Consider the following 20,398-nt stretch of genomic DNA (forward strand, 5'->3'; position numbering starts at 1 on the left):
GATGATAGTATCTGAAGGCTGACAGAGAATTGAGAGATTATTGTTATGAGAAATCATCAATAGAAGAAAGGTTGTTGCTTAATGATACCACAACAGGGCGAAGATCGGAATTATATCCTCTGCTACACCCGGCTGCCGCAGGAGGATATCGTGTATGCTCCGAAGCTTGCGCATAGTATGCATCTTGCCTGCAGTGCAGACGGCATAAGCTATCAGGCGCTGAACCATAACTCGGGTGTTCTGTTCGCCAAGGCAACCGAGAATGCAGACGGAACGCTCCGGGCCAAAAGCCTGAAGCAGCCGTACCTCTTCCAGACAGCGGACGGGAGCTTCGGCGTCATTGCCGTGCGGACGGAGGCTGCAGGTGAACCCGATGAAGAGAGCAAAGGGAAGGTGCTGGTATTCTCATCCGGGGATCTGCTGCAATACACGGAGATTGGGCTGCTGGAGCTTAAAGCCGATACGTATGTGAGCGATGTTGCGTGCACCTATGACTCTGAGCGTAAGGTGTACGAGATTCACTGGACGGATGAGGACGGCCAAGGCTATGAGAATACAATCGCCGATATTATGAGGCTGAGGGGCATTTCTGCACCGGAAGAAGCGCAGCCGCTCACGGCAGATACAATATCTACAGATATCGAAGGCATTCTGCCGCGCAATGTGATTGCTGTACCCGAAGAGATTGGCCGCAGGCTCCGCTTCAAGCTTACCGTTCCTGAGAATGTGGCCGTGGTGGTCCCTGACCGGATAAGCGCGGCTTCGCCGGAGGAGCTGAAGGCAGTCCGGGCGACCGCGCTGTACAGCGACGGCACGCAGGCATCCAAGCGGGTGAACTGGGATACGTCCGCTATCGATTGGGACAAGGCGGGTACCTACAAGATCACGGGTGAGATCCATCAGGACCATTTTGCATTCCCTATTGCACTGAACCGCGCAGACCCCTGCATTACGAAATGGAAAGGAAAATATTATTTCATCGCGACTAATGATGCGGATAAGGAACATACGCTGTATATGAGGGAAGCGGATACAATTCCCGGGCTGGTTACCGCAGAGGAAGCCCTGATTCTCGATTCCTCTACCTATGAAGGAATCGGCGGCCTGCTATGGGCGCCGGAATTCCATATCATTGAAGACGGGCTGTATATCTTCCATGCGGCTACACCCGGCGAATTCTTCCACGAAGAGTCGCATGTGATGAAGCTCAGCGCGGGCGGAAACCCCATGAACGCTGCAGACTGGTCCAGACCCCGCCGGGTGGTGAAGAAGGACGGCAGCTATCTGTGTGAAGCGGGTAAGACGATCTCGCTGGATATGACGGTCATCCGCTGGAACGGCCAGCTCTACGCTGCATGGTCAGAGCGCCAGTTCCTGCCGGTTGATCTGGGAGCTTGGGTCTATATCGCAACGATTGATCCCAAGGAGCCGTGGAAGCTGACCAGTGATCCGGTGCTGCTGACCCGCCCGGAATATGGCTGGGCCAATAACCATACGTTTGTGGATGAAGGCCCTTTCGCCCTCTACACCGATGACAAGCTGTACCTGACCTTTGCCAGTGCGGCGGTGGATGCAACCTATGTCGTCGGTCTGTTGACCGCTGACAAGGGTGCGGATCTGCTGGATATCCGCAGCTGGACCAAGGGCAACTATCCGTTGCTGACCTCCAGAAGTGTGCCGGGTGAATATGGTCCGGGTCATAACTCCTATGTGACGGACGATGACGGGGTGATCTGGAACGCCTACCATGCGCGGCCGAGCATTGACGGTCCCCGCAGCTCAGGTCTGCGCCGTGTACATTTCGACATTGACGGGGCACCGGTGCTGGATCTCACCGAAGAGAAGGATCTGAACCCGCAGCTGAAGCAGGTATCTATAGAAGTGAATGTAGGCTAGACCTGCCGGCCGGACCGGCCTTATAATCTATATGAAGCTATGCAGATGGAACCCTTGACCCGTGATTATACTGGCCGGGGGTTCCTTTGTTTTCGTTTGGTCCTCCGTCCACAACCAGGCGGACGGGCCGGGCAGCCAACCATTATAACAGAGGAGTGAATCCGGCATGTACGGAATAATCATTGTTGACGACGAGGTGTTTGTCCGCAAAGGCCTGATCGGGATGATTGACTGGGCGGGAAGCGGCTTCGAGATTACCGGCGAGGCGGATGACGGGGAGGATGCGCTGGAGCTGATCCGTGCGAAGCGGCCGCAGCTGGTGATCACCGACATCCGTATGCCGATCCTGGACGGCATCGGTCTGATTGAAGCGGTGACGGAGGAGCAGCTCGGCACCAAATTCATTATTATCAGCGGATATAATGATTTCCGGTATGCCCAGCAGGCTGTACGTTACGGTGTACTGGATTATGTGCTAAAGCCGGTGGATGAGCACGAGATTGTGAAAGCGCTTCATAAATTCCGCGAGGAGTTCTCGGCCCGGCAGCAGCTCCAGGACCGGCTCCAGCTTCATGAAGGGGAGAAGCGGATGGAGGCCTTGCTCCGGGGGGAACCCCTGGACGCTGTGCTGGAGGACTGGGAGCAGCAGTGGACGGCTGCGGGGGCGACACAGTTCACCTATGTCCTGCTGGAGGTCAACAATGTGTTCCCCTGGAGCGGTCGGCAGCTGCCGGGCAAGGCGGAGCTGAAGGAGTCCATCCGGCAGGAGGTCGGCGGAATCACTGCCGAGCCGCCCCTTGTCTATGAGCACCGGCGCTTCTTCGGCTTCATTGTGCCGGAGCACTATCTGCGGCAGCATGGCGGAGAGCTGCGCAGCTTCCTGGCGGAGTGTCTTAGCCGGCTCTGCGGACGCCTGGATATACAGGCCGCAACATATGCAGGCCAGCCTGTCAGCACGCTTAAGGAGCTGAAGCATTCTTATACCTCAGCCAAGGAGACCGCTGAGTTCAAATACGCCAGACCCGCACAGCAAATTCTTACGTATGCGGATATTGCCGGGCTTGAGCTGAAGTACATCCACCCCGGCAATGAGGTGTTCCGGGCCTGGATGGAGGCGATCGAAGAGAATAACACCGTAGCGCTTCTTGCGGCCCTTGACCGGCTGTTCGCGGAATTCCGGGAGCAGCTGGTCTCTAAGGAAGCGATGAAGGCGGCTGCCGTTCAGTGCGTCCATAGCGTGCTGCACACCATCCGCAGCTTGAAGGGCGATGAGAAGCGGCTCGCCAGCCTGGTCCCGATGATGAACTGGTACGATCACAATATCACCCTGGATGAGCTGCGCTCTTTGTTCGAAGTCTTCTCGCTGGAGGCGGCAGAGCTGATTCAAGGTCTGTACCAGAGCTATGGCACCGGCGGCTTGCACAGAATCAAGTCCTATGTGGACCGGAACTTCCATGAGAATCTGAACCTGAAGCAGATTGCGGGCCAATTCTATATGAATTCAGCCTACCTGGGCCAGGTATTCAGGAAGAACTATGGCCTGTACTTCAACGAATATCTGCTCCAGCTGCGGATTACAGAAGCCAAGAAGCTGCTGCGGCAGACCGATCTGCGGATCTATGAGATTGCCGAGCAGGTCGGCTTCAGGAATGCCGATTATTTCGTTACCCAGTTCGAGAAGCTGGAGCAGAGCACGCCTACCGAATACCGAAACCGGATGGGCCACCGTTAAGGCCAGGAGGACTGCTGCATGAAGCTGTTAAATAACATCCGGCTCAGGGACAAAATGTTCCTGGTCTATTTCCTCGGCGTCATCGCCCCGCTCCTTATAACCAATATCATCTTCTACAACATCATTACCGGCAATGTGCGGGAGCAGCGGATCAAGGACATCGACCTTGCGGTCGAGCAGATCAAGAACGAGTTCCGGCTGATGGTCGACCAGGCGGTCGGGCTGTCCTCCTATTTCTATGCCGACTACAAAACCAATGAAGTGCTCAATATTGATTTTACGCAGACAGAAGATTATGTAGAGGCCTATGATCTCTATTTGCGCTCCACGCTGAACAACTACTCCCCGTTCTCCTCCTCGCTGCAGAACAAGACCCTCTATGTAGATAATCCCACCCTGCTGAATTCGGGGAACATCGGACTCCTGTCTGGCGAGATCCGCGAGACCGGCTGGTATAAGCAGTGGATGCAGGGAGCATCGTCTCAGCCAATGTTTGTGCGGATTGACGCCGCAGACGGCCGCTTCGAGTCCTTCTCCGTGCTAAGGCGGATGGACTACTTTGCGGACCGGATGGACAAGGAGAAGCTGGTGAAGATTGATTTCAAGACGATCGATCTGATGGAGGTGTTCGCCAATCTGAATGTGCAGGGAGATGTGTATCTGGTGGGACCCGGGGGCCAGATTGAGTATACGACGAACCCCTCCATCAATTGGAAAAGCGGTGAGAAGCTGCTCTACGCCTCGCTGAAGTCCGATCATGTCATCCGGTTCGAGAAGGAGTACGGGAGCATCAGCTACCTGTCCGGCTGGAAGATTGCAGGCACGATTAACGAGAATGAGATTATCAGGGAGGTGCTGAAATCCCGCCATTTCATCCTGTGGTCGGCCTGCCTGATGATGATCATTCCCACTGTCATTATTCTGTTTATCACCCGGTCGGTGAATCTAAGAATAATTGAAATTCTGCGGCATATGAAAAAGGTGAAAACCCAGCAGTTCCAGACCATCATGCACGGGGAGTCACGCGATGAGATCGGCCAGCTGACCCTCGAGTTCAACAGTATGATCATGCAGATCAAGACACTGATCAATGATGTATACCTGACCGAGATTCAGAAGAAATCGCTGGAGCTGGAGCGGCGGAAGGCACAGCTCAATGCGCTGCAGAGCCAGATTAATCCCCACTTCCTGTTCAACGCGCTGGAGACGATCCGGATGCGCAGCCTGCTCAAGCACGAGAACGAGACCGCCAAAATCATCCAGAGCATGGCGATGATCCTGCGCAGCTCGCTGACCTGGAGCAAGGAATGGGTGAGCGTGGAAGAGGAGCTCGGCTTCATCCTGTGCTTCCTGGACATCCAGAAATACCGGTTCGAAGACAAGCTCAGCGTTCAGATTGAGGTGCAGCCGGAAGCACGCATATGTATTGTGCCCAAGATGGTGTTTCTCCCCTTCGTGGAGAATGCCAGCATTCATGGTATCGAGCCGCTCAAGAAGGGCGGAACCATGGACATCCGCATTGCAGTGGAGGGGGCGGAGGTGGTGTTCACGGTGCAGGATAACGGGATTGGCATGAGCAGCGAGCAGGTGGATAAGCTGTACAGTTACCTGAAGCTGGACGGAATTATCGGTGAACGGATCGGTATCCAGAATGTCATCTACAGAGTCAAAATGCTGTACGGCGAGCAGGTCACCTTCAACGTGGACAGCAGCCCGGGCGAAGGGACAAGGATTGAGCTGAGGATTCCGCAGAAACCATAGTTTTCAAAGGAGAAGCCATAATTTCGCGGGTAACGGCGAATTGAAAACGCTTTTATACTGGAAGAGTATTACATCATGCATACAAAAGGGGGAGTAAAAGCAATGCGCAAAACCAAGAGATTCTGGCTTCTCAGTCTCACGGCAATCCTCTCATTATCGATGATTACTGCATGCTCCGGCACCAATAACAAGACGAAGGAGGCCACGGGGAAGACGGAGCCGTCCAGCTCGGCTGCTGCCACTGCGACGGCGGAAGCCAAGCAGGATAAGGTGACCTTCAAAATCTTCAACGGGGTAGCCGGCTCAAAGGACGGAAACACGAACCAGACGACGATCGGCAAGCTGCTGGAGGATCAGACGGGTGTGAATTTCAAGCTGGAATTCGTCGTGGGCGACCTGAACACTAAGATCGGAACGATGATTGCCGCCAATGATTACCCGGATGTGCTGATCCCGGATGCCGCGATTGAGGAAGTGCTGAATGCCGGCGCGTTCATTCCGCTGGATGACCTGATTGAGGAGCATGGCCCGAATATCAAGCGGGTATACGGCAAATCGCTGAACCAGATGCGGTCCAAGGACGGTAAAATCTACTTCCTGCCGATTGCCGCGCAGGTGAATGACTTCATTCCTGAGCCGGAGGCGGGAGCGGGCTTCTGGGTCCAGCGCCGGGTGCTGGAGGAAGCAGGCTATCCGAAGATCAAAACCCTGGATCAATATATAGAGCTGATCAAGAATTACCGCGACAAGCATAAGGATGAGAATCTGACCGGGATGGTCTCCCTGACGCATGACTGGAGATTCTTCGCCACCTCGAACCCGCCGATGCATCTGATGGGCTACCCCAACGACGGTAACGTTACTGTAGATACCAACACCTGGGAAGCCAAAACCTATGCCGGTGCAGAGTCCACCAAAAAGTGGCTGAAGGCGCTGAATGACCTCAATGCCGCCGGTCTGTTCGATAAAGCCTCCTTCGTCGATAACTATGACCAGTATATTGCCAAATTAACCTCCCACAAGGTGCTCGGCTTCTTCGACTACCGCTGGCAGGTCGACAATGCGCTCAATGTGCTGAAGGATGCCGCCCGCAAAGACCCTTCACTGGACGGTTATAAATACTTCCCGCTGCCGGTCACCTTTGACGAAGGCACGCCGGATGCCTACCTTGATCCTCCAGGAGGGCTCGTTACCAACCGCGGAATCGGGATTACAGTCAGCGCCAAAGATCCGGTCCGCATCATCCAGTTCTTCGACAACATGCTGACCGAAGAGAACCAGACGCTGATGTCCTGGGGCATCAAGGGCGAGACGTATGAAGTGAATGAACAAGGCCGTTACTACCGGACGCAGGAGCAGATCGACAAGATTGACGAGCCGTTCAGAGAGAGCTTCGGCTTCAAGTATTTCAGCTGGAACTGGCCGATGTATAATGCCACCTCTACCCTGGCCGACGGCAATGCCAAGAATGTCGCCAGCCAGCCGGAAGTGTTCCAGATGACCCTCACCGACAAGGATAAGTTCATTCTGGAGAAATACGGCGTACAGACCTACAGCCAATTGTTCGCTGAACCGGTGCCGCGTCCATACTTCCCGGCCTGGGGCTTCGCCAAGGAGCAGAATTCGCCGGAGCAGCTATGGGAAGCGAGCAAGGATGAGCTGACGAAGAAGTATTTCCCTAAGCTCGTATTGACCACCCCGGACAAATTCGATTCCGTCTGGGAGGAATATATGAAGGAATTCGGCAAGCTCGATACAGCCGGTTACGAGAAATGGACGACAGAGCAGGTCAAAGCGAAGGTTGAACTGGCGAACCAATAAGAGGATGACGGGAGAGGCCGGACCTGCACCGCCGGTGCCGGTCTTTCCCCGTTACCGCCTGGCCGCCCGGTGTCTGGAAGGAGAGAATTCAGATGGATAATAATACAGTACCAGCCATGCCCCGGCAGGCGGCGAGCAAGGAGCAGCCGGGCCGGATCAAGCTGTTCTTCAGGAAGCTGTACCAGCAGCGTGCTTTGGCTGTGATGTCGGTTCCTTTTCTGATCTGGCTGGTTGTATTCAAATATTTGCCGTTATGGGGCTGGAGCATTGCCTTTCAGGATTATAAGCCGGCCAAGAAGTTCATGGAGCAGACCTGGATCGGCTTCGAGCATTTCAAATTTCTGTTCGGTGACGACCGGTTCCTGCGCGTACTGCGCAATACGCTGGCGATGAGCTCGATTAATCTGTTTTTTGGTTTTGTCACCGCGATCACCCTGGCCTTGCTGTTGAACGAGGTACGCAATATCGCCTTCAAGCGGGTTGTGCAGACGGTCAGCTATCTGCCGCATTTCATCTCCTGGGTCGTCGCGGCAAGCATTATTCAGACCACACTGTCACCGGACGGCACCATTAACCAGCTGCTGGTGGGACTCGGCTTCATCGACCGCGGCAATGAGATTCTGTTCCTGGGCATCCCGGAGTACTTCTGGACCATCTTCGGCGCAAGCTCCGTTTGGAAGGATATCGGCTGGAACACCATTGTCTATCTGGCGGCCATGACCACGATTGACCCGACGCAATACGAGGCTGCCGAGATCGACGGCGCGAACCGCTTCAAGAAAATGATCTACGTCACGCTCCCGGGCATCAAATCGGTTGTGATTGTCCTGCTGATTATGAATATCGGTTATCTGCTGGAATCGGGATTCGAGCCACAGTATCTGCTGGGCAACGGCATGAATGTGGATTATTCCGAGAACATTGATATTTTCGTCCTGAAATACGGTATCGCCCAGAGCAATTTCTCCCTGTCCATCGCAGCGGGCATGTTCAAGACCGTCGTCAGCTTCATTCTGCTGTTCATGGCGAATAATGCCGCGAAGCGCATGGGCGAAGCAAGGCTGTACTAAAAAAGGAGGTGTAGGTATGCCCAGGATCAGCTCTTCCACCGGCGACCGCTTGTTTGTTATCTGCAATTACACCTTCATGGTAATACTCATGATCGTGACGCTCTACCCGTTCATCAACGTGCTGGCTGTTTCGCTTAACAACGCGCAGGATTCGATCAAAGGCGGTATCTATCTGCTCCCCAGAGAGTGGACGCTGGCGAATTACAGTTATATTTTCAAGGAAGCGACGATTTTCCATGCCACCTTCATCTCTGTGCTGCGGACCGTCATCGGAACAGTAGTGACTGTCTTCTGCTCAGCGATGCTCGCCTATACGCTCAGCAGACAGGACTATGTCCTGCGCAAGTTCATCACGATTGCCTTCATTATGACGATGTACTTCAACGGGGGGCTGATTCCGAACTATCTGCTGATCCGCGATCTGGGGATGGTGGGCAGCTTCTGGGTCTACATTCTTCCGGGGATCATCGGCGTGTTCAACCTTATTATTATCCGTTCCTTCATTGAAAATCTGCCGGAGAGCATTATCGAATCGGCGAAGATTGACGGGGCGGGGGACTTCAGAACCTTTTTCAGCCTCATTCTGCCGCTGACGGTGCCCGTTCTCGCTACGGTGGCCCTGTTCTCGGGAGTGTTCCAGTGGAATTCCTGGTTCGATGTGTTCCTCTACAACTCCTCGGATGAGAAGCTGAGTACCCTGCAATATGAGCTGCAGAAGATTCTGCAGAACTCCAACACAACCACTGGCACCTCATCGCTGGACGGGATGATTCAGGGAGCGACCGGAGGGCAGCAGAATGCGGTCACGCCGATGTCTGTCCGGGCCACGATGACGATTGTCGCCTCGGTGCCGATTATTATGGTGTATCCGTTCCTGCAGAAGTATTTTGTGAAGGGCATGATGGTCGGCGGGGTCAAAGGGTAGGTTTAGATAGTCTAAATTGTATACAACCGCGGTTCCATAGCGGGAATGGTATTAGAGGGATCGCATGCCTTGATGTGCAGGGTATGCGGTCTTTTCTGTTGGAGTTGTATACATGGTTATAGCAATATCGAGAGAATTCATTTAAAATGTCCATATGACATATAAGAAAGAGGAGGATTTCATCATATGGAATATCATGTTGCAATTCAGGGGAGCGATCAGGCTCCCGGTACAGCGGCTGAGCCCTTCCGCTCCATCTCCCGCGCTGCGGCGCTGGCGGAGCCGGGGGATACAGTTACCGTTCATGCGGGTACATACAGGGAATGGGTGAGCCCGGCTAACGGGGGAACTGAGGAACTGCGAATTGTCTATCAGGCTGCCGGGGACGGGGAAGTCGTTATCACAGGGGCTGAGCCGGTGGCAGATTGGCAGGATGAAGGAGACGGGGTCTGGAGTACAGAGGTACCGAACAGCCTGTTTGCGGTGCGCAATCCTTTTAAGGAGAAATTGTATGGCGACTGGCTGTTTGAAGGGGCGTTCGAGCCTCATCTGGGGGAGGTCTACCTGGACGGCAAATCGCTGTATGAAAGTGATAGCGTTACCAAGCTGCATGATCCCAAGGTATGGCCGCAGGCCAAGTACGCGGAGGATTCTCTTCTGCAGTGGTATGCGGAGGTAAGCTCGAATGCTACTAAAATCTGGGCGAACTTCGGGGGCAAGGACCCGCGCCGGGAGAATGTGGAGATCAGCGTGCGCCCCTATTGCTTCTGGCCGGAGAAGACAGGGCGCAGCTATATAACCGTCAAGGGCTTCACGCTCCGCCAGGCGGCTCCGCAGTGGGCCCCGCCAACAGCATTACAGGAAGGGCTGATCGGCCCCCACTGGAGTAAAGGCTGGATTATTGAGGACAACCACATCTGCGAGTCCAAATGCACTGGGGTCAGTCTGGGTAAAGAAATCTCAACCGGACACAACGAATGGTCGAAGGGCAAGATGAAGGGCGGGACGCAGCGGGAGCAGGAGGTTATTTTCCGCGCACTCCGCCAGGATTGGCATAAGGACAACATTGGCAGCCATATCGTGCGCAATAATGTGATTCATGATTGTGAGCAGGCCGGTGTCGTTGGTCATTTGGGCGGGGCCTTCAGCCAGATTGTCCAGAACCGGATTTATAATATCCATCATAAACGGATTTTTCATGGGGCAGAGGTGGCCGGAATCAAGCTCCATGCTTCCTTGGATACCCAGATCAGCGGGAATGTGATCTACAGCTCCTACCGGGCATTATGGCTCGATTGGCAGGCGCAGGGCACCCGGATCAGCCGGAACGTATTCTACGACAATCTGTCCGAGGACTTCTTCATGGAGGTGTGCCACGGCCCTTATATGGTGGATCACAACCTGTTCCTGTCGCCGATGAACTTCCGCAATATGGCCCAGGGCGGCGCGTTCGTCCATAATCTGTTTGCCGGCCGGTTCGTGGTGCGCTCTGAGCTTACCCGTTATACACCGTACCATATGCCGCATGAGACGGCGGTCGCCGGGTACAGCAATATCGCGGGCGGAGACGACCGGTATTACAACAATATCTTCCTGCGTGATGAGGACACGGACAATGAGGTCGTGCCGATGACGTTCTTCGAGCATCTGCCGCTTGCCCCAAGAGAGCAGATTAACGATAACGGTGAACGGGTGATGGACGGGATTCCTGATAATTCCCGCTGTTATCTGCATCCGGTCGGACTGGGCGGCTACGACGAGCATCCGAATGCGCTGGATAAGCAGTGGTGGGAGTTCACCAAGGAAGAGATCAAGGCGCTGATTGATTCCGGGAAGCCGTTCCACCCCGAGCAGATGGCCCTTCCCGTCGCGGTTCAGGGCAATCTGTATCTGAAAGATGCGGTGCCGGGCACCCATGAGCTGAAAGCGAAAGTCTACGCTGACAAGGGACTTGAGATTGAGGTTGATCCGGCCTCCGGCAAGGTGCAGGTGCATATTGTGAACCCTGAGCTGCTGCGTGCCGCAGCGCCTACGGTAGTTACAACGGATCTGCTGGGCAGAAGCTATCACGCCGAGATGCGCTACGAGGAGCCGGACGGCACGCCGTACCGCCTCGACCGCGACTTCTTTGGTACACAGCGCCCGGACTCGAATGTGACGCCTGGACCGTTTGAGCTAACGGATGATAGTCCGGTGAAGATTGTGCTGTAAGGCACTAAATGGTTGAGAAGCCTGTCCCCTGGGACAGGCTTTTGTGTGTTTTGAGGGATTTCATGAGCATGTGCGCTCTCCACGAAGGCGGGGACCCAAATGTATGACGAAAACAGTATACAATGTGGCTGTGCTGGGGCGAGCGGAGCGGATGTATGTGGAAAACAGCATACAATCGGGACTGTACGGGGCGAGCGGACTGAATGTATGTGGAAAACAGTATACAATGGGGCTGAGCGGGGCCGAGTGGCCCGGATGTATGCTAAAAACAATATATAATGGGGCTGTACGGGGCCTAGTGGACCGAATGGATGAAATGATCCTAATGTTTAAAGAATATAAAGTATTAGACTGAAAAATAAAGTTGTAGACTGAGAAAATAAAGTACTAGACTGGGGAGTTTCATTAAGCTAACGGGCAGGTTAACGCCCAAATGGGTGTTTCATTTACAGAATGTGGGATAGTTTTCTCTATAGTACTGCCCACTCGTGTCAGCTGATATATACCTCGAACGAAATACCGCGGGGACAAAAAAAGGGACTAATTAAAGTCCCTCGAACAGCCTTAGAACAACTTATTGATTTCTATAAACATCTTTTCAAATCTATTTAGCGTATTCGGATTAAATTGTTTACTTTCCCACGCCAACTGAGTTAGTTTGTGAGCAGGTCGATAATGATTAAATCTAGGCTTTCCGATTACCTTATTGATTTGAGGGATAATTTGGTTAATTTTTGTGCCTAAGTCACTAACTGAAATATCATTATGTTCTCCAAACGCCGAGTTAAACCATTGGAGGTATTCCTCTTTTTCAAATAAGTCTTCAATGTCCGCGTAATTTCCACCGATGTTCGAAAACTCGTCGAAGAATCTTATATTTTTCTCTTTAATTATTTGGTGCATTATAAGACTTTCAACTTTTTGCTTTCCTTTTTGATCTGTGAAGGTATCTAATAAGCATACTACATTTAATTTACTACCTCTTAACAGAGAAATAAACGTCGCTACTTTATCTAAACCACCTACGGGCACAATTGTTATATCCTGTTTTAAACCCTTTCGTCCTACCGATTCAAGAGCACCGGACAGTACTGTCAGATATAATAAATCAGCCGGTCCCTCCACTAATAAATTATTTTTAGAAATATATAAATTTTGTGCGATGTCGTATCCTAAGGCAGCCTGTAATGGGAACAACGTATCGGAGTCTTTTTCCTCGATAGCCTCTGAGATATAACTTCCTTTCTTGGGATCCATAGAGTCAAATACCGTTCTAACTTGATGTAGTTTAGTGGAATCAATCATAAAAGGAGAATGGGTAGTATATATAACTTGATACTCAGTTGCCAACTTTTCCTCGATAAACCTAAGTAAATCTTTTTGAGCTGATGCATGGAGGTTTAACCCAGGCTCATCCAGTAAAAGAATATATTGCTTAGAACCTTTGTTTTGAATTTTACTGAACCAAACAAGAAAGGAGAAGAACCAAATAAAACCTTTACTCCTATTTTTCAGTGGTAAAGACACCCTGTGTTTTGTATTTCTTATGCGAATATTAAGTATTTTATCCTCACTCATTATGGTATTATTTGGGTTTTTTTCAATTACTGTCTCAATCTCAAATTTTATCTCAAGGTTACTGTTAGTGGTCCAATATTCTAAGAACTCGTCTGTTATTGCGTTTGAGGTTGCCTCCAACTCAGAGATAAATGACTCAAAGCTGTCAGCATTACTCAATTCCTCGATATCTATATTCGCCAACTCAAAAAGTGCTTTTGCTGTATTAAATTCCTCGCGGGAAAAATCAGAATCAATAATCTCATTTTTCATCTTGTTGATGCTTATACGAGAAGGAATAGTAAAATACTCATCGAAATACCAAAACTTTGGCATTTTAACTTTGAGATATCTACATGCTATATAACCTTCCACCAAATTTGCCCAGTTATAGGCGTGTTGTACGATTTTTTCTTTAATGTGCTTCAATACTTCTGCAGCGCCTTCATTTTGCTCGCAAAGAACAATAAGTTCTTTGACAGTCTTAGCGATATTAATTGAAGACTTAACTTCATCTTCCAGATCAAAGCTATCAAGTATATTTGTTATGTATTTCTTCTCGTCGGCTATAACTCCCGAATAAACATTTTTACCCTTATACTTAACACTATAGGAAAACTCCTTGCTTAAAAAAACGTTTTTTCCGAGATCTGCTTCAATTTCCTTTAACAATGCATCTTCTAATTCAAACGTACATTTTACTACCTCGATATCCTCTAATCCGCTTTTTTGATAACTTTTCCACTCATTTTTAGGAAAATCAAATGAGTCGTCGAACTTAAAAGTAGGAATATCCTCAAAATAATTGAATTTAGCTAGTGCCTCTAATATTGATGTCTTACCAGATTCGTTTTTACCAACTATTCTTGTGATTCCTTCATCAATACCAACTTCTTGTAGATGCAAAAAACTCTTATATTTATTTATGACCACTTTTGTCAACTTCATGAGTGACTCCACCTTATATAGTACATTCATCAATTTTACAGAATCCTCCATAATAATACCATTTCTATCAAGCTCAAAACAGCTATATGTCGTTTTTTTGCACAATTTAGCCCATGTCTTTAATAAATTAAAGTGTAAGACTGAATTTTGAAGTAATTGAGTAAGAAAAAAGTTTTAGATTGCGACACGGGAAACGTTAGTTAAACGACAACAGAAGGAGTCTGCGACTATATTTATCAAGTCTTGGTCCGTCGCTGCTTCTTTTAATTGATCAGTCTAAAACTTATTATTCAAAAGCTGAAGATTCCTCAATTCTAAAATCGCGTCATATCAAAGACTCCAGTCTAATACTTTATTTTCAACGAACAACTAACAGATCTCTGCCTATAAAGGGATGGGGGGTATTCCATATAATAGAAGAAGCTTGAAATGATTAGAGTCGAACGAATGGAGCTGATGTGAAGTGATGAAGGCAGTTCATGAGAAGTATATAGACACCCCGGAGAATTTTAACACCGTTCATGCCTTTTTAAGAAAAATGGTAACCTTGACTGGAAAGCTTCAGACCTGGGAATTTGTCAGATTCGAGTTCTGGAACCAGTACGAAGCGCCCAAAAGTGCAGACCCAAATTTTATGGAGCATAATGCACACCTATGGAAGAATGAAGCCGGTGAGATCACAGGCCTGTTCATTTCCGAATCCGGAGGCGGTTTCTTCAGCTTAATCGTTCATCCGGATTACCCGTATCTGGCGGACGAGATGGTCGCATGGACACGGAATGTATGGGGTAAGGAGAAAAAGAAGCTCAACACCGATTGCTATCCCTACGGTCTGGAGGTTAAGGCTCTATTAGACCAGGGATTTGTCCAGGATTCCCATATCGGGAATACAAGAAGATATGATCTGCTACATACAGAGTACACCTGCTTGGATCTGGAAGAAGGATTCTCGATACGGAGCATGGCCGAAATAGCAGACGAAGAATCGAAGGGCGAGTTGATTGAACAGATCTTCTCTCCGTCTGATTCCGGCCCAGTCAAGGTAGAGTATTGGAGAAAAACTCTGCCCTCCTATCTTGCGGAGCTTGATTTCTCTGTGGTTGATGATAAGGGCCGGCATATTGCCTTTTGCTTCGGGTTCGTGGATCAGGATAACGGGATTGCGGTCATAGAGACCATTGGGACCCACCCGGATTACCGGCAACGGGGTTTCGGCAAGGCGGTGGTTACCGCATGTTTCTTGCGGCTGAAAGAGCAAGGTGTGAAAACGGCTTATATTACGGGGTTTTCAGCCGAAGCTAATGCACTCTATCAATCTTTGCAGCCGGTGGAGATTATTCCAGTTAATTCATATGTGTATGAGTTTTAGATACAGTCCGTATAGTCCGTTATAGCTGGACTTCCATGCACCATATATATTTTTCCGAAGCAGGTTCCTCAGCAGGATTTCACACTTAGTTTATCGAATAAACAAAGCGTGAAGATATACATATAATCTATGAGAGGAATGAGCAGCATGGACACGAATCAGCAGAAGTATACAACGCAAGCAGCAGGATATGATCAGAAGAGAGAAGGGATTGCGCACGGGGAAATCCGCATGATTGAATATTCCTCCGCTACAGTAGGCAACACCCGGAAAGCCAGAGTCTACACGCCGCCTGGCTACTCGGACGCAGAGAAGTACAGTGTCCTGTATCTGCTGCACGGTATCGGTGGAGATGAGGACGAATGGTACACTCACGGCACGCCGCAGATTATTCTGGACAACCTGTATGCTGACCAACTGCTGAAGCCGATGATTGTGGTGCTGCCGAACGGGCGGGCGATGCTGAATGACCGGGCGGAGGGCGACATTTTCGCTCCTGATAAGCTGGAAGCCTTTGCAACCTTTGAGTCTGATCTGCTGAACGACCTCATCCCTTATATTGAAGCGAATTATTCCGTGCTGACAGACCGGGAGCACCGCGCGCTGGCCGGGTTGTCGATGGGCGGAGGGCAATCGCTCAACATGGGTCTGAAGAACCTGGACCGCTTCGCCTGGGTGGGAGCCTTCTCTCCGGCACCGAATACGAAGGAGCCTGAGCTGCTGGTGCCCAACCCGCAGAAGGTAACGGACGCGCTTAACCTGCTCTGGTTATCCTGCGGAGACCGGGACAACCTCAAGTACGTCAGCGACCGTACCCATGCCTACCTCGCGGAGCACAACGTACCGCATATCTGGGTGGAGGAGCAGGGCGACCACGACTGGCCGGTCTGGAAGAACGGGCTGTATCAATTCGCGCAGCTTATTTTTTAGGGAGCAGAGGGTGTCCGGGAGCGAAGGCCCCCTGATTTTGCGGGAAGAACGGTTACCATTAACAAAAAAGGCAGTCCCAAAGCCATCTGCATGGCTCCGGGGCTGCCTCTTCTTTTACAGCTTACGCGTAACGCTCACTTGCTTACTTGTTGGCAACAGCATCAGCGCGCATTTTCACAATTTTCTCGGCTCTTTCTTTGTCAACCGCGAACACATCGTTCCAGCCGAGACCTTCCACATCGCTCTTCAGCTTGGTCCAGAGCTGGTCGAATTCCGCCTGGTCCTTGGCGAAGATCATTTTCCAGGAGGTGTTCTTCACATAATCCGAGATCTGGCTGCGTTTGTTCTTGATGTCCGAGGAATCGGAGCCCAGACTGGTGTTGATGTTAGGCACGATGTCGATCATGTTGTTCTTCTGGTAGTACTCGGTCGGAGTGGTAGCACCATAGGTGTTCTGCCAGTCGGTGGTCAGCTTGGTTTTGTTCGCTTCGATGGTGGAAGCCCAGTACGTGCTGTTGTAGAACTCTTTGGTGTCCGGGTCAATGACGAAGTCACTCATAATCATCGAGTTCACCTTGCTCTGGCCGTCCTGGTAACCGCCGCCGCCGTATTCGGCAGGCACAGGGGTGTTTTCCTGGAATGCGGTCTGGCCGACTTCGGTCAGCTTGAATTTGCCGTCAGGTGTCTTTTCATAGTTGAAGCCCTCGAAGCCGTTCGTGTAGTAACGCAAGCCTTCCGGTGAAGACATCCAGTCCATCAGCTCCATGATTCTTTCCGGTTCTTTGGCTTTGGAGCCGATGGCGAACACTCGGCCGTTCCCGAAGTAAGCGTCACTGTTCTGGATCAGGTGGGTATCTGCAATTGGAACGGCTACGTTTCCGTCGCCCTGGTTGCCGCGTTCAATCGTATTGTAAAAGCCTCTCTGCCAGGAGTACCACAGGAGCAGCACCTGCTTGTTGGTCAGCTTCTCGGAGACCTTGTTCCAGTCCTGAGAAGGGGAGTCCGGGTCCACCAGACCCATCTTGTTGGCATCATAGTAGAATTGCAGAATCTTCTTGTACATGCTGTTGTCGTCTACAAGCGGCACGATGTCGCCCTTGGCATTCAACTGAATGGTGGTCGTGCCGTTTGGCTGCTCATAGCCGTACCAGTTGCTCAGCCAGCGGACATTCTCCATGCTGCCGCCGTCCCAGTCCTTCCAGAGGGTAATCGGAACAATCGGCTTGCCGTCAGGTGTCTTCGGATATTTGGTCTGCATATCCTTCAGGGCAGTCATCAGATCATTCAGGTTATTGAGCTTCGGTGCGCCGATGCCTTTGTAATAATCCCAAGGCAGAATCGGGCTGGAGTAAGGCAGCTCTTCCGAGAAGGTGGTTGGTGACGTATCGGCGGTGAACGCAGGCAGGGCGTAGATTTTCCCCTCTGGATTCTGCTTCTCGAAGGCCACATTGAACGGCTTGAAGTGATTGTCTACATATTTGGACAGATGCTCTGTATTCTTGATCATGTCGGTAAGATCCATAATCATGCCTGCCGGAATCAGTTCCTCGAGCTGGCTGTTCTCAATAATCAGGAGGTCGCCGAGGTCGCCGGATGCCGAGCGGGTCTTGTAGAGCTGGTCGCCCGCTACCTGCGGAGCCAGAATGTTCAGCGTGATGTTGAATTTGTCTTTGAGCAGCTTGCCGTACCAGCCGGTCTGTTCACCCTGATAGTTCGCCGCGTTGTCGAATACGGTAATGGTTAGCGGTTTGCTGTGATCAATGCCTGTGCTTGTGCCTGGATCGGATGACTCCGTGGGTGTTCCTGGTTCAGCCGTCCCCGCTGCATTGCCTCCGTTATTGGAGTTCCCGCTGCAGCCGCTTAGTGCGGTTGTTACCAGCAGAATGGTCGTTCCCAGCAGGAGTGCGGACTTTCTTCCCAGCTTATGATGTGTTCTCATGTGTAGCCCCCCGAATGTTTAATGTATCATAAATGGCGCAGCGGATTAGCCCTTAACCGCACCAATTATAATTCCTTTGACGAAGAATCTCTGGAAAATCGGATATACCAGCAGGATTGGCGCGACTACGATAATGGTAACAGTCATGCGGATGGAGGTAGAGGTCTGCTTGGTCGCCAGGGTGGCCATGGCCGTTGAGCCGGAATTCTGCAGATTCACCATGGTCGACAAGGAGCTCGCCTGGTTGATGTAGTTATACAGAATGAACTGTAAGCTGTACAGCTTACTGTCCGTCACCAGCAGCAGCGTATCCTGGAAGGAGTTCCACTGGTTGACCGCCGAGAAAATGGCAACGGTTGCAAGGATCGGCTTGCTGATCGGCAGAATGACTTTGTAGAAGATCGTGAAGATTCCCGCGCCGTCAATGCTGGCCGCCTGCTGCAGCTCCTTCGGTGTCGCTTCCACGAAGGTTTTGACCAGGATAATGAAGAAGGGAGCGACAACGGACGGAAGAATGTAAGCCAGGAAGTTATCCGTCAGATGCAGCGATCTCATGGTCAGATACCAGGGAATGATCCCGGCGTTGAAGAACATTGTGATGATGGTGAAGCGGTACCAGAACTTTTTGCCCCACATATCCTCCTGGGCGAACATGAATCCGAGGAAGGCCGAAGCGCCGACCGTCAGCAGCGTACCGATCACGGTTCTGCCGAGGGAGATCATGAACGCATTGCCGAGACCCGGGATTTTGAACACATCGATGTAGTTCTGGAAATGAATCCCCTTAGGCCAGAAAATAATTTCGCCCTTCGCACTGAGATCGTTCGCGCTGATCGTATTGATGATGATCGAATAGAACGGATAGACGCAGAGGAAGGCGAACAGGGAGAACAGGATATAAATGACGGTGGAAATGAGTTTGTCGGTGGCGCTGACCCGCATTTTGACCGGTTTTTTGGTGAGGTCGATCTCACGGGTATTTGGCGTAAGACTGGTCTGGTTGTCACTCATACGATGCCCTCTCCTCTGAACATTTTGGACAGCCCGTTTACTGAAAAGAGCAGCACAACGCTGATTACACTCTTCAGCATACTGATAGCAACGGAGACGGAATAGCTGCCGCCGCCCATGGCGAGGTTATACACATACAGATCAAGAACCTGAATTGTGTCCTTGTTAAACGCATTCTGGAAGACGAAATATTGCTCCAGCCCGTTGTTCAGGAAGCTGGCAATCTGAAGCATCAGCAGGACGAAGTACGTTGGCATCATGCTTGGCAGTACGACATGGCGGATCACCTGCATCCGGGTAGCGCCGTCTACATAAGCTGCTTCGTACAGCGATTCGTCAATGCCCATGATGGCTGCGATGTACAGAATGGCGGACCAGCCGAGAGTCTTCCAGGTCGCCCAGGCCCACATTGTCCACCAGACATGCTCTGAGCTCTGGAGGAACATAGTTGGAGAATCGGTCAGCCCCGTCATATGCAGGAAGCCGTTGACCATCCCTTCGCTGGAGAACATGGAGAAGGCGAGGGAGTACACAAGCACCCAGCTGATGAAGTTCGGCAGCGTGGTGACCGTCTGGATGAATTTGCGGAAACGTACTGCCTTGATCTCGGTCAGGAAGATAGCGAAAATCATCGGGAGCCAGGAGAACAGAATGCCCAGCCCGCTGATGCCGAAGGTATTCCAGATGACCTGCATCAGCTGGTCGATCTTGACCTGATTCTCGATCAGGGAATGGAACCATTGGAAGCCGACGAACTCGGATTTGGATAACGGGATAGGCGGGGTGTAATCAAAGAAGGCATATACCCATCCATAGAGCGGATAGTAAGCAAACACAGCAAGTAAAACCATAAAGGGAGAGATGTAAAGGAATTTCCGGAAAGAATTGCTTCTCATGCTCTGGCTGCGCATTGTTTCACTCCTCATCTTATTCTCTTTGTGTAATTGCTTCCTTGAGGCTAAGCCGAGGCTAGCAATTCCTTGTATTAGGCTGTCTGTCATCCCCCTTCTTCCCAAAAGCAATCTTAGTGCACGCGGCGGGTCTTCTGCTTGCTTTTCCCCGGGCCCCTCTGTATTGATAACGCTTTCATGTATGAAACTATAATAAATTATCGGTTATGTTCTAACAATGACCGATCCTCATCAAATATTGATCTATTGTCAGGTCGAATCAGCTTGTGATCTTGCGGCGGGGTGGGCAGGAGGGGGAAAGGGAGAGGCAGGGGACG

The 20,398-nt window shown here is 51.1% G+C and carries 13 protein-coding genes; 9 read left to right on the plus strand and 4 right to left on the minus strand.

All coding sequences use genetic code 11. From position 1 onward, the window contains the following. Nucleotides 1–81: 81 nt before the first annotated feature. The 7 genes from K1558_RS00800 (at nt 82) to K1558_RS00830 (ending at nt 11,416) form a co-directional block, all read left to right on the plus strand. Nucleotides 82–1,896, plus strand: coding sequence for a family 43 glycosylhydrolase (locus tag K1558_RS00800; RefSeq protein ID WP_238649477.1), 1,815 nt, complete (start codon nt 82–84; stop codon nt 1,894–1,896). 166 nt (nt 1,897–2,062) lie between these two features. Further along, nucleotides 2,063–3,628 carry a response regulator transcription factor gene (locus K1558_RS00805; RefSeq protein ID WP_238649478.1) on the plus strand — a complete coding sequence of 522 codons (1,566 nt, stop codon included), beginning with the start codon at nt 2,063–2,065 and terminating at the stop codon, nt 3,626–3,628. Between the two features lie 18 nt (nt 3,629–3,646). Continuing rightward, entirely contained in the window at nt 3,647–5,389 is a 1,743-nt protein-coding gene (locus tag K1558_RS00810; RefSeq protein ID WP_238649479.1) for a sensor histidine kinase, read from the plus strand. A gap of 102 nt (nt 5,390–5,491) precedes the next feature. After that, on the plus strand, nt 5,492–7,210 hold the full coding sequence (locus K1558_RS00815; protein WP_238649480.1) for a type 2 periplasmic-binding domain-containing protein: 1,719 nt from the start codon (nt 5,492–5,494) through the stop codon (nt 7,208–7,210). A gap of 116 nt (nt 7,211–7,326) precedes the next feature. Further along, nucleotides 7,327–8,280, plus strand: a complete 954-nt coding sequence (locus K1558_RS00820) for an ABC transporter permease (protein WP_238649986.1) — start codon at nt 7,327–7,329, stop codon at nt 8,278–8,280. Nucleotides 8,281–8,296: 16 nt separating this feature from the next. Next, nucleotides 8,297–9,205 carry a carbohydrate ABC transporter permease gene (locus K1558_RS00825; protein ID WP_238649481.1) on the plus strand — a complete coding sequence of 303 codons (909 nt, stop codon included), beginning with the start codon at nt 8,297–8,299 and terminating at the stop codon, nt 9,203–9,205. A gap of 186 nt (nt 9,206–9,391) precedes the next feature. After that, nucleotides 9,392–11,416, plus strand: a complete 2,025-nt coding sequence (locus K1558_RS00830; protein ID WP_238649482.1) for a right-handed parallel beta-helix repeat-containing protein — start codon at nt 9,392–9,394, stop codon at nt 11,414–11,416. Nucleotides 11,417–11,980: 564 nt separating this feature from the next. On the opposite strand, the gene K1558_RS00835 is transcribed toward K1558_RS00830, so the two are convergent. Then, a complete protein-coding gene (locus K1558_RS00835; RefSeq protein WP_238649483.1) occupies nt 11,981–13,921 on the minus strand; it encodes an AAA family ATPase in 1,941 nt (646 codons plus the stop codon). A 466-nt stretch (nt 13,922–14,387) separates the two neighbouring features. Here K1558_RS00835 and K1558_RS00840 point away from each other — a divergent pair, with 466 nt between their 5' ends. Then, nucleotides 14,388–15,290 (plus strand): GNAT family N-acetyltransferase, encoded by a 903-nt coding sequence (locus tag K1558_RS00840; RefSeq protein WP_238649987.1) that lies wholly within the window; start codon nt 14,388–14,390, stop codon nt 15,288–15,290. A gap of 147 nt (nt 15,291–15,437) precedes the next feature. After that, nucleotides 15,438–16,220: an alpha/beta hydrolase gene (locus K1558_RS00845; RefSeq protein WP_338019661.1), complete on the plus strand. Its 783-nt coding sequence runs from the start codon at nt 15,438–15,440 to the stop codon at nt 16,218–16,220. Nucleotides 16,221–16,362: 142 nt separating this feature from the next. Here K1558_RS00845 and K1558_RS00850 read toward each other — a convergent pair whose 3' ends face one another. The 3 genes from K1558_RS00850 to K1558_RS00860 are packed head-to-tail and all read right to left on the minus strand — an operon-like array spanning nt 16,363 to nt 20,006. Then, nucleotides 16,363–18,159 carry a type 2 periplasmic-binding domain-containing protein gene (locus K1558_RS00850; RefSeq protein ID WP_238649485.1) on the minus strand — a complete coding sequence of 599 codons (1,797 nt, stop codon included), beginning with the start codon at nt 18,157–18,159 and terminating at the stop codon, nt 16,363–16,365. A 45-nt stretch (nt 18,160–18,204) separates the two neighbouring features. Continuing rightward, nucleotides 18,205–19,170, minus strand: coding sequence for a carbohydrate ABC transporter permease (locus K1558_RS00855; RefSeq protein WP_238649486.1), 966 nt, complete (start codon nt 19,168–19,170; stop codon nt 18,205–18,207). Continuing rightward, nucleotides 19,167–20,006 (minus strand): ABC transporter permease subunit, encoded by an 840-nt coding sequence (locus K1558_RS00860; protein WP_238649487.1) that lies wholly within the window; start codon nt 20,004–20,006, stop codon nt 19,167–19,169. The genes K1558_RS00855 and K1558_RS00860 overlap by 4 nt, the downstream gene beginning before the upstream one ends. Nucleotides 20,007–20,398 lie beyond the last annotated feature (392 nt).

Source organism: Paenibacillus piscarius (assembly GCF_022234545.1).
GTDB lineage: Bacteria > Bacillota > Bacilli > Paenibacillales > Paenibacillaceae > Paenibacillus_AQ > Paenibacillus_AQ piscarius.

Excerpts from the sequence above, each read along its gene's own strand:
- K1558_RS00800 (WP_238649477.1), top strand. The coding sequence starts at position 82 with ATGATACCACAACAGGGCGAAGATCGGAATTATATCCTCTGCTACACC.
- K1558_RS00805 (WP_238649478.1), top strand. The coding sequence starts at position 2,063 with ATGTACGGAATAATCATTGTTGACGACGAGGTGTTTGTCCGCAAAGGC.
- K1558_RS00810 (WP_238649479.1), top strand. The coding sequence starts at position 3,647 with ATGAAGCTGTTAAATAACATCCGGCTCAGGGACAAAATGTTCCTGGTC.
- K1558_RS00815 (WP_238649480.1), top strand. The coding sequence starts at position 5,492 with ATGCGCAAAACCAAGAGATTCTGGCTTCTCAGTCTCACGGCAATCCTC.
- K1558_RS00820 (WP_238649986.1), top strand. The coding sequence starts at position 7,327 with ATGCCCCGGCAGGCGGCGAGCAAGGAGCAGCCGGGCCGGATCAAGCTG.
- K1558_RS00825 (WP_238649481.1), top strand. The coding sequence starts at position 8,297 with ATGCCCAGGATCAGCTCTTCCACCGGCGACCGCTTGTTTGTTATCTGC.
- K1558_RS00830 (WP_238649482.1), top strand. The coding sequence starts at position 9,392 with ATGGAATATCATGTTGCAATTCAGGGGAGCGATCAGGCTCCCGGTACA.
- K1558_RS00835 (WP_238649483.1), bottom strand. The coding sequence starts at position 13,921 with ATGAAGTTGACAAAAGTGGTCATAAATAAATATAAGAGTTTTTTGCAT.
- K1558_RS00840 (WP_238649987.1), top strand. The coding sequence starts at position 14,388 with ATGAAGGCAGTTCATGAGAAGTATATAGACACCCCGGAGAATTTTAAC.
- K1558_RS00845 (WP_338019661.1), top strand. The coding sequence starts at position 15,438 with ATGGACACGAATCAGCAGAAGTATACAACGCAAGCAGCAGGATATGAT.
- K1558_RS00850 (WP_238649485.1), bottom strand. The coding sequence starts at position 18,159 with ATGAGAACACATCATAAGCTGGGAAGAAAGTCCGCACTCCTGCTGGGA.
- K1558_RS00855 (WP_238649486.1), bottom strand. The coding sequence starts at position 19,170 with ATGAGTGACAACCAGACCAGTCTTACGCCAAATACCCGTGAGATCGAC.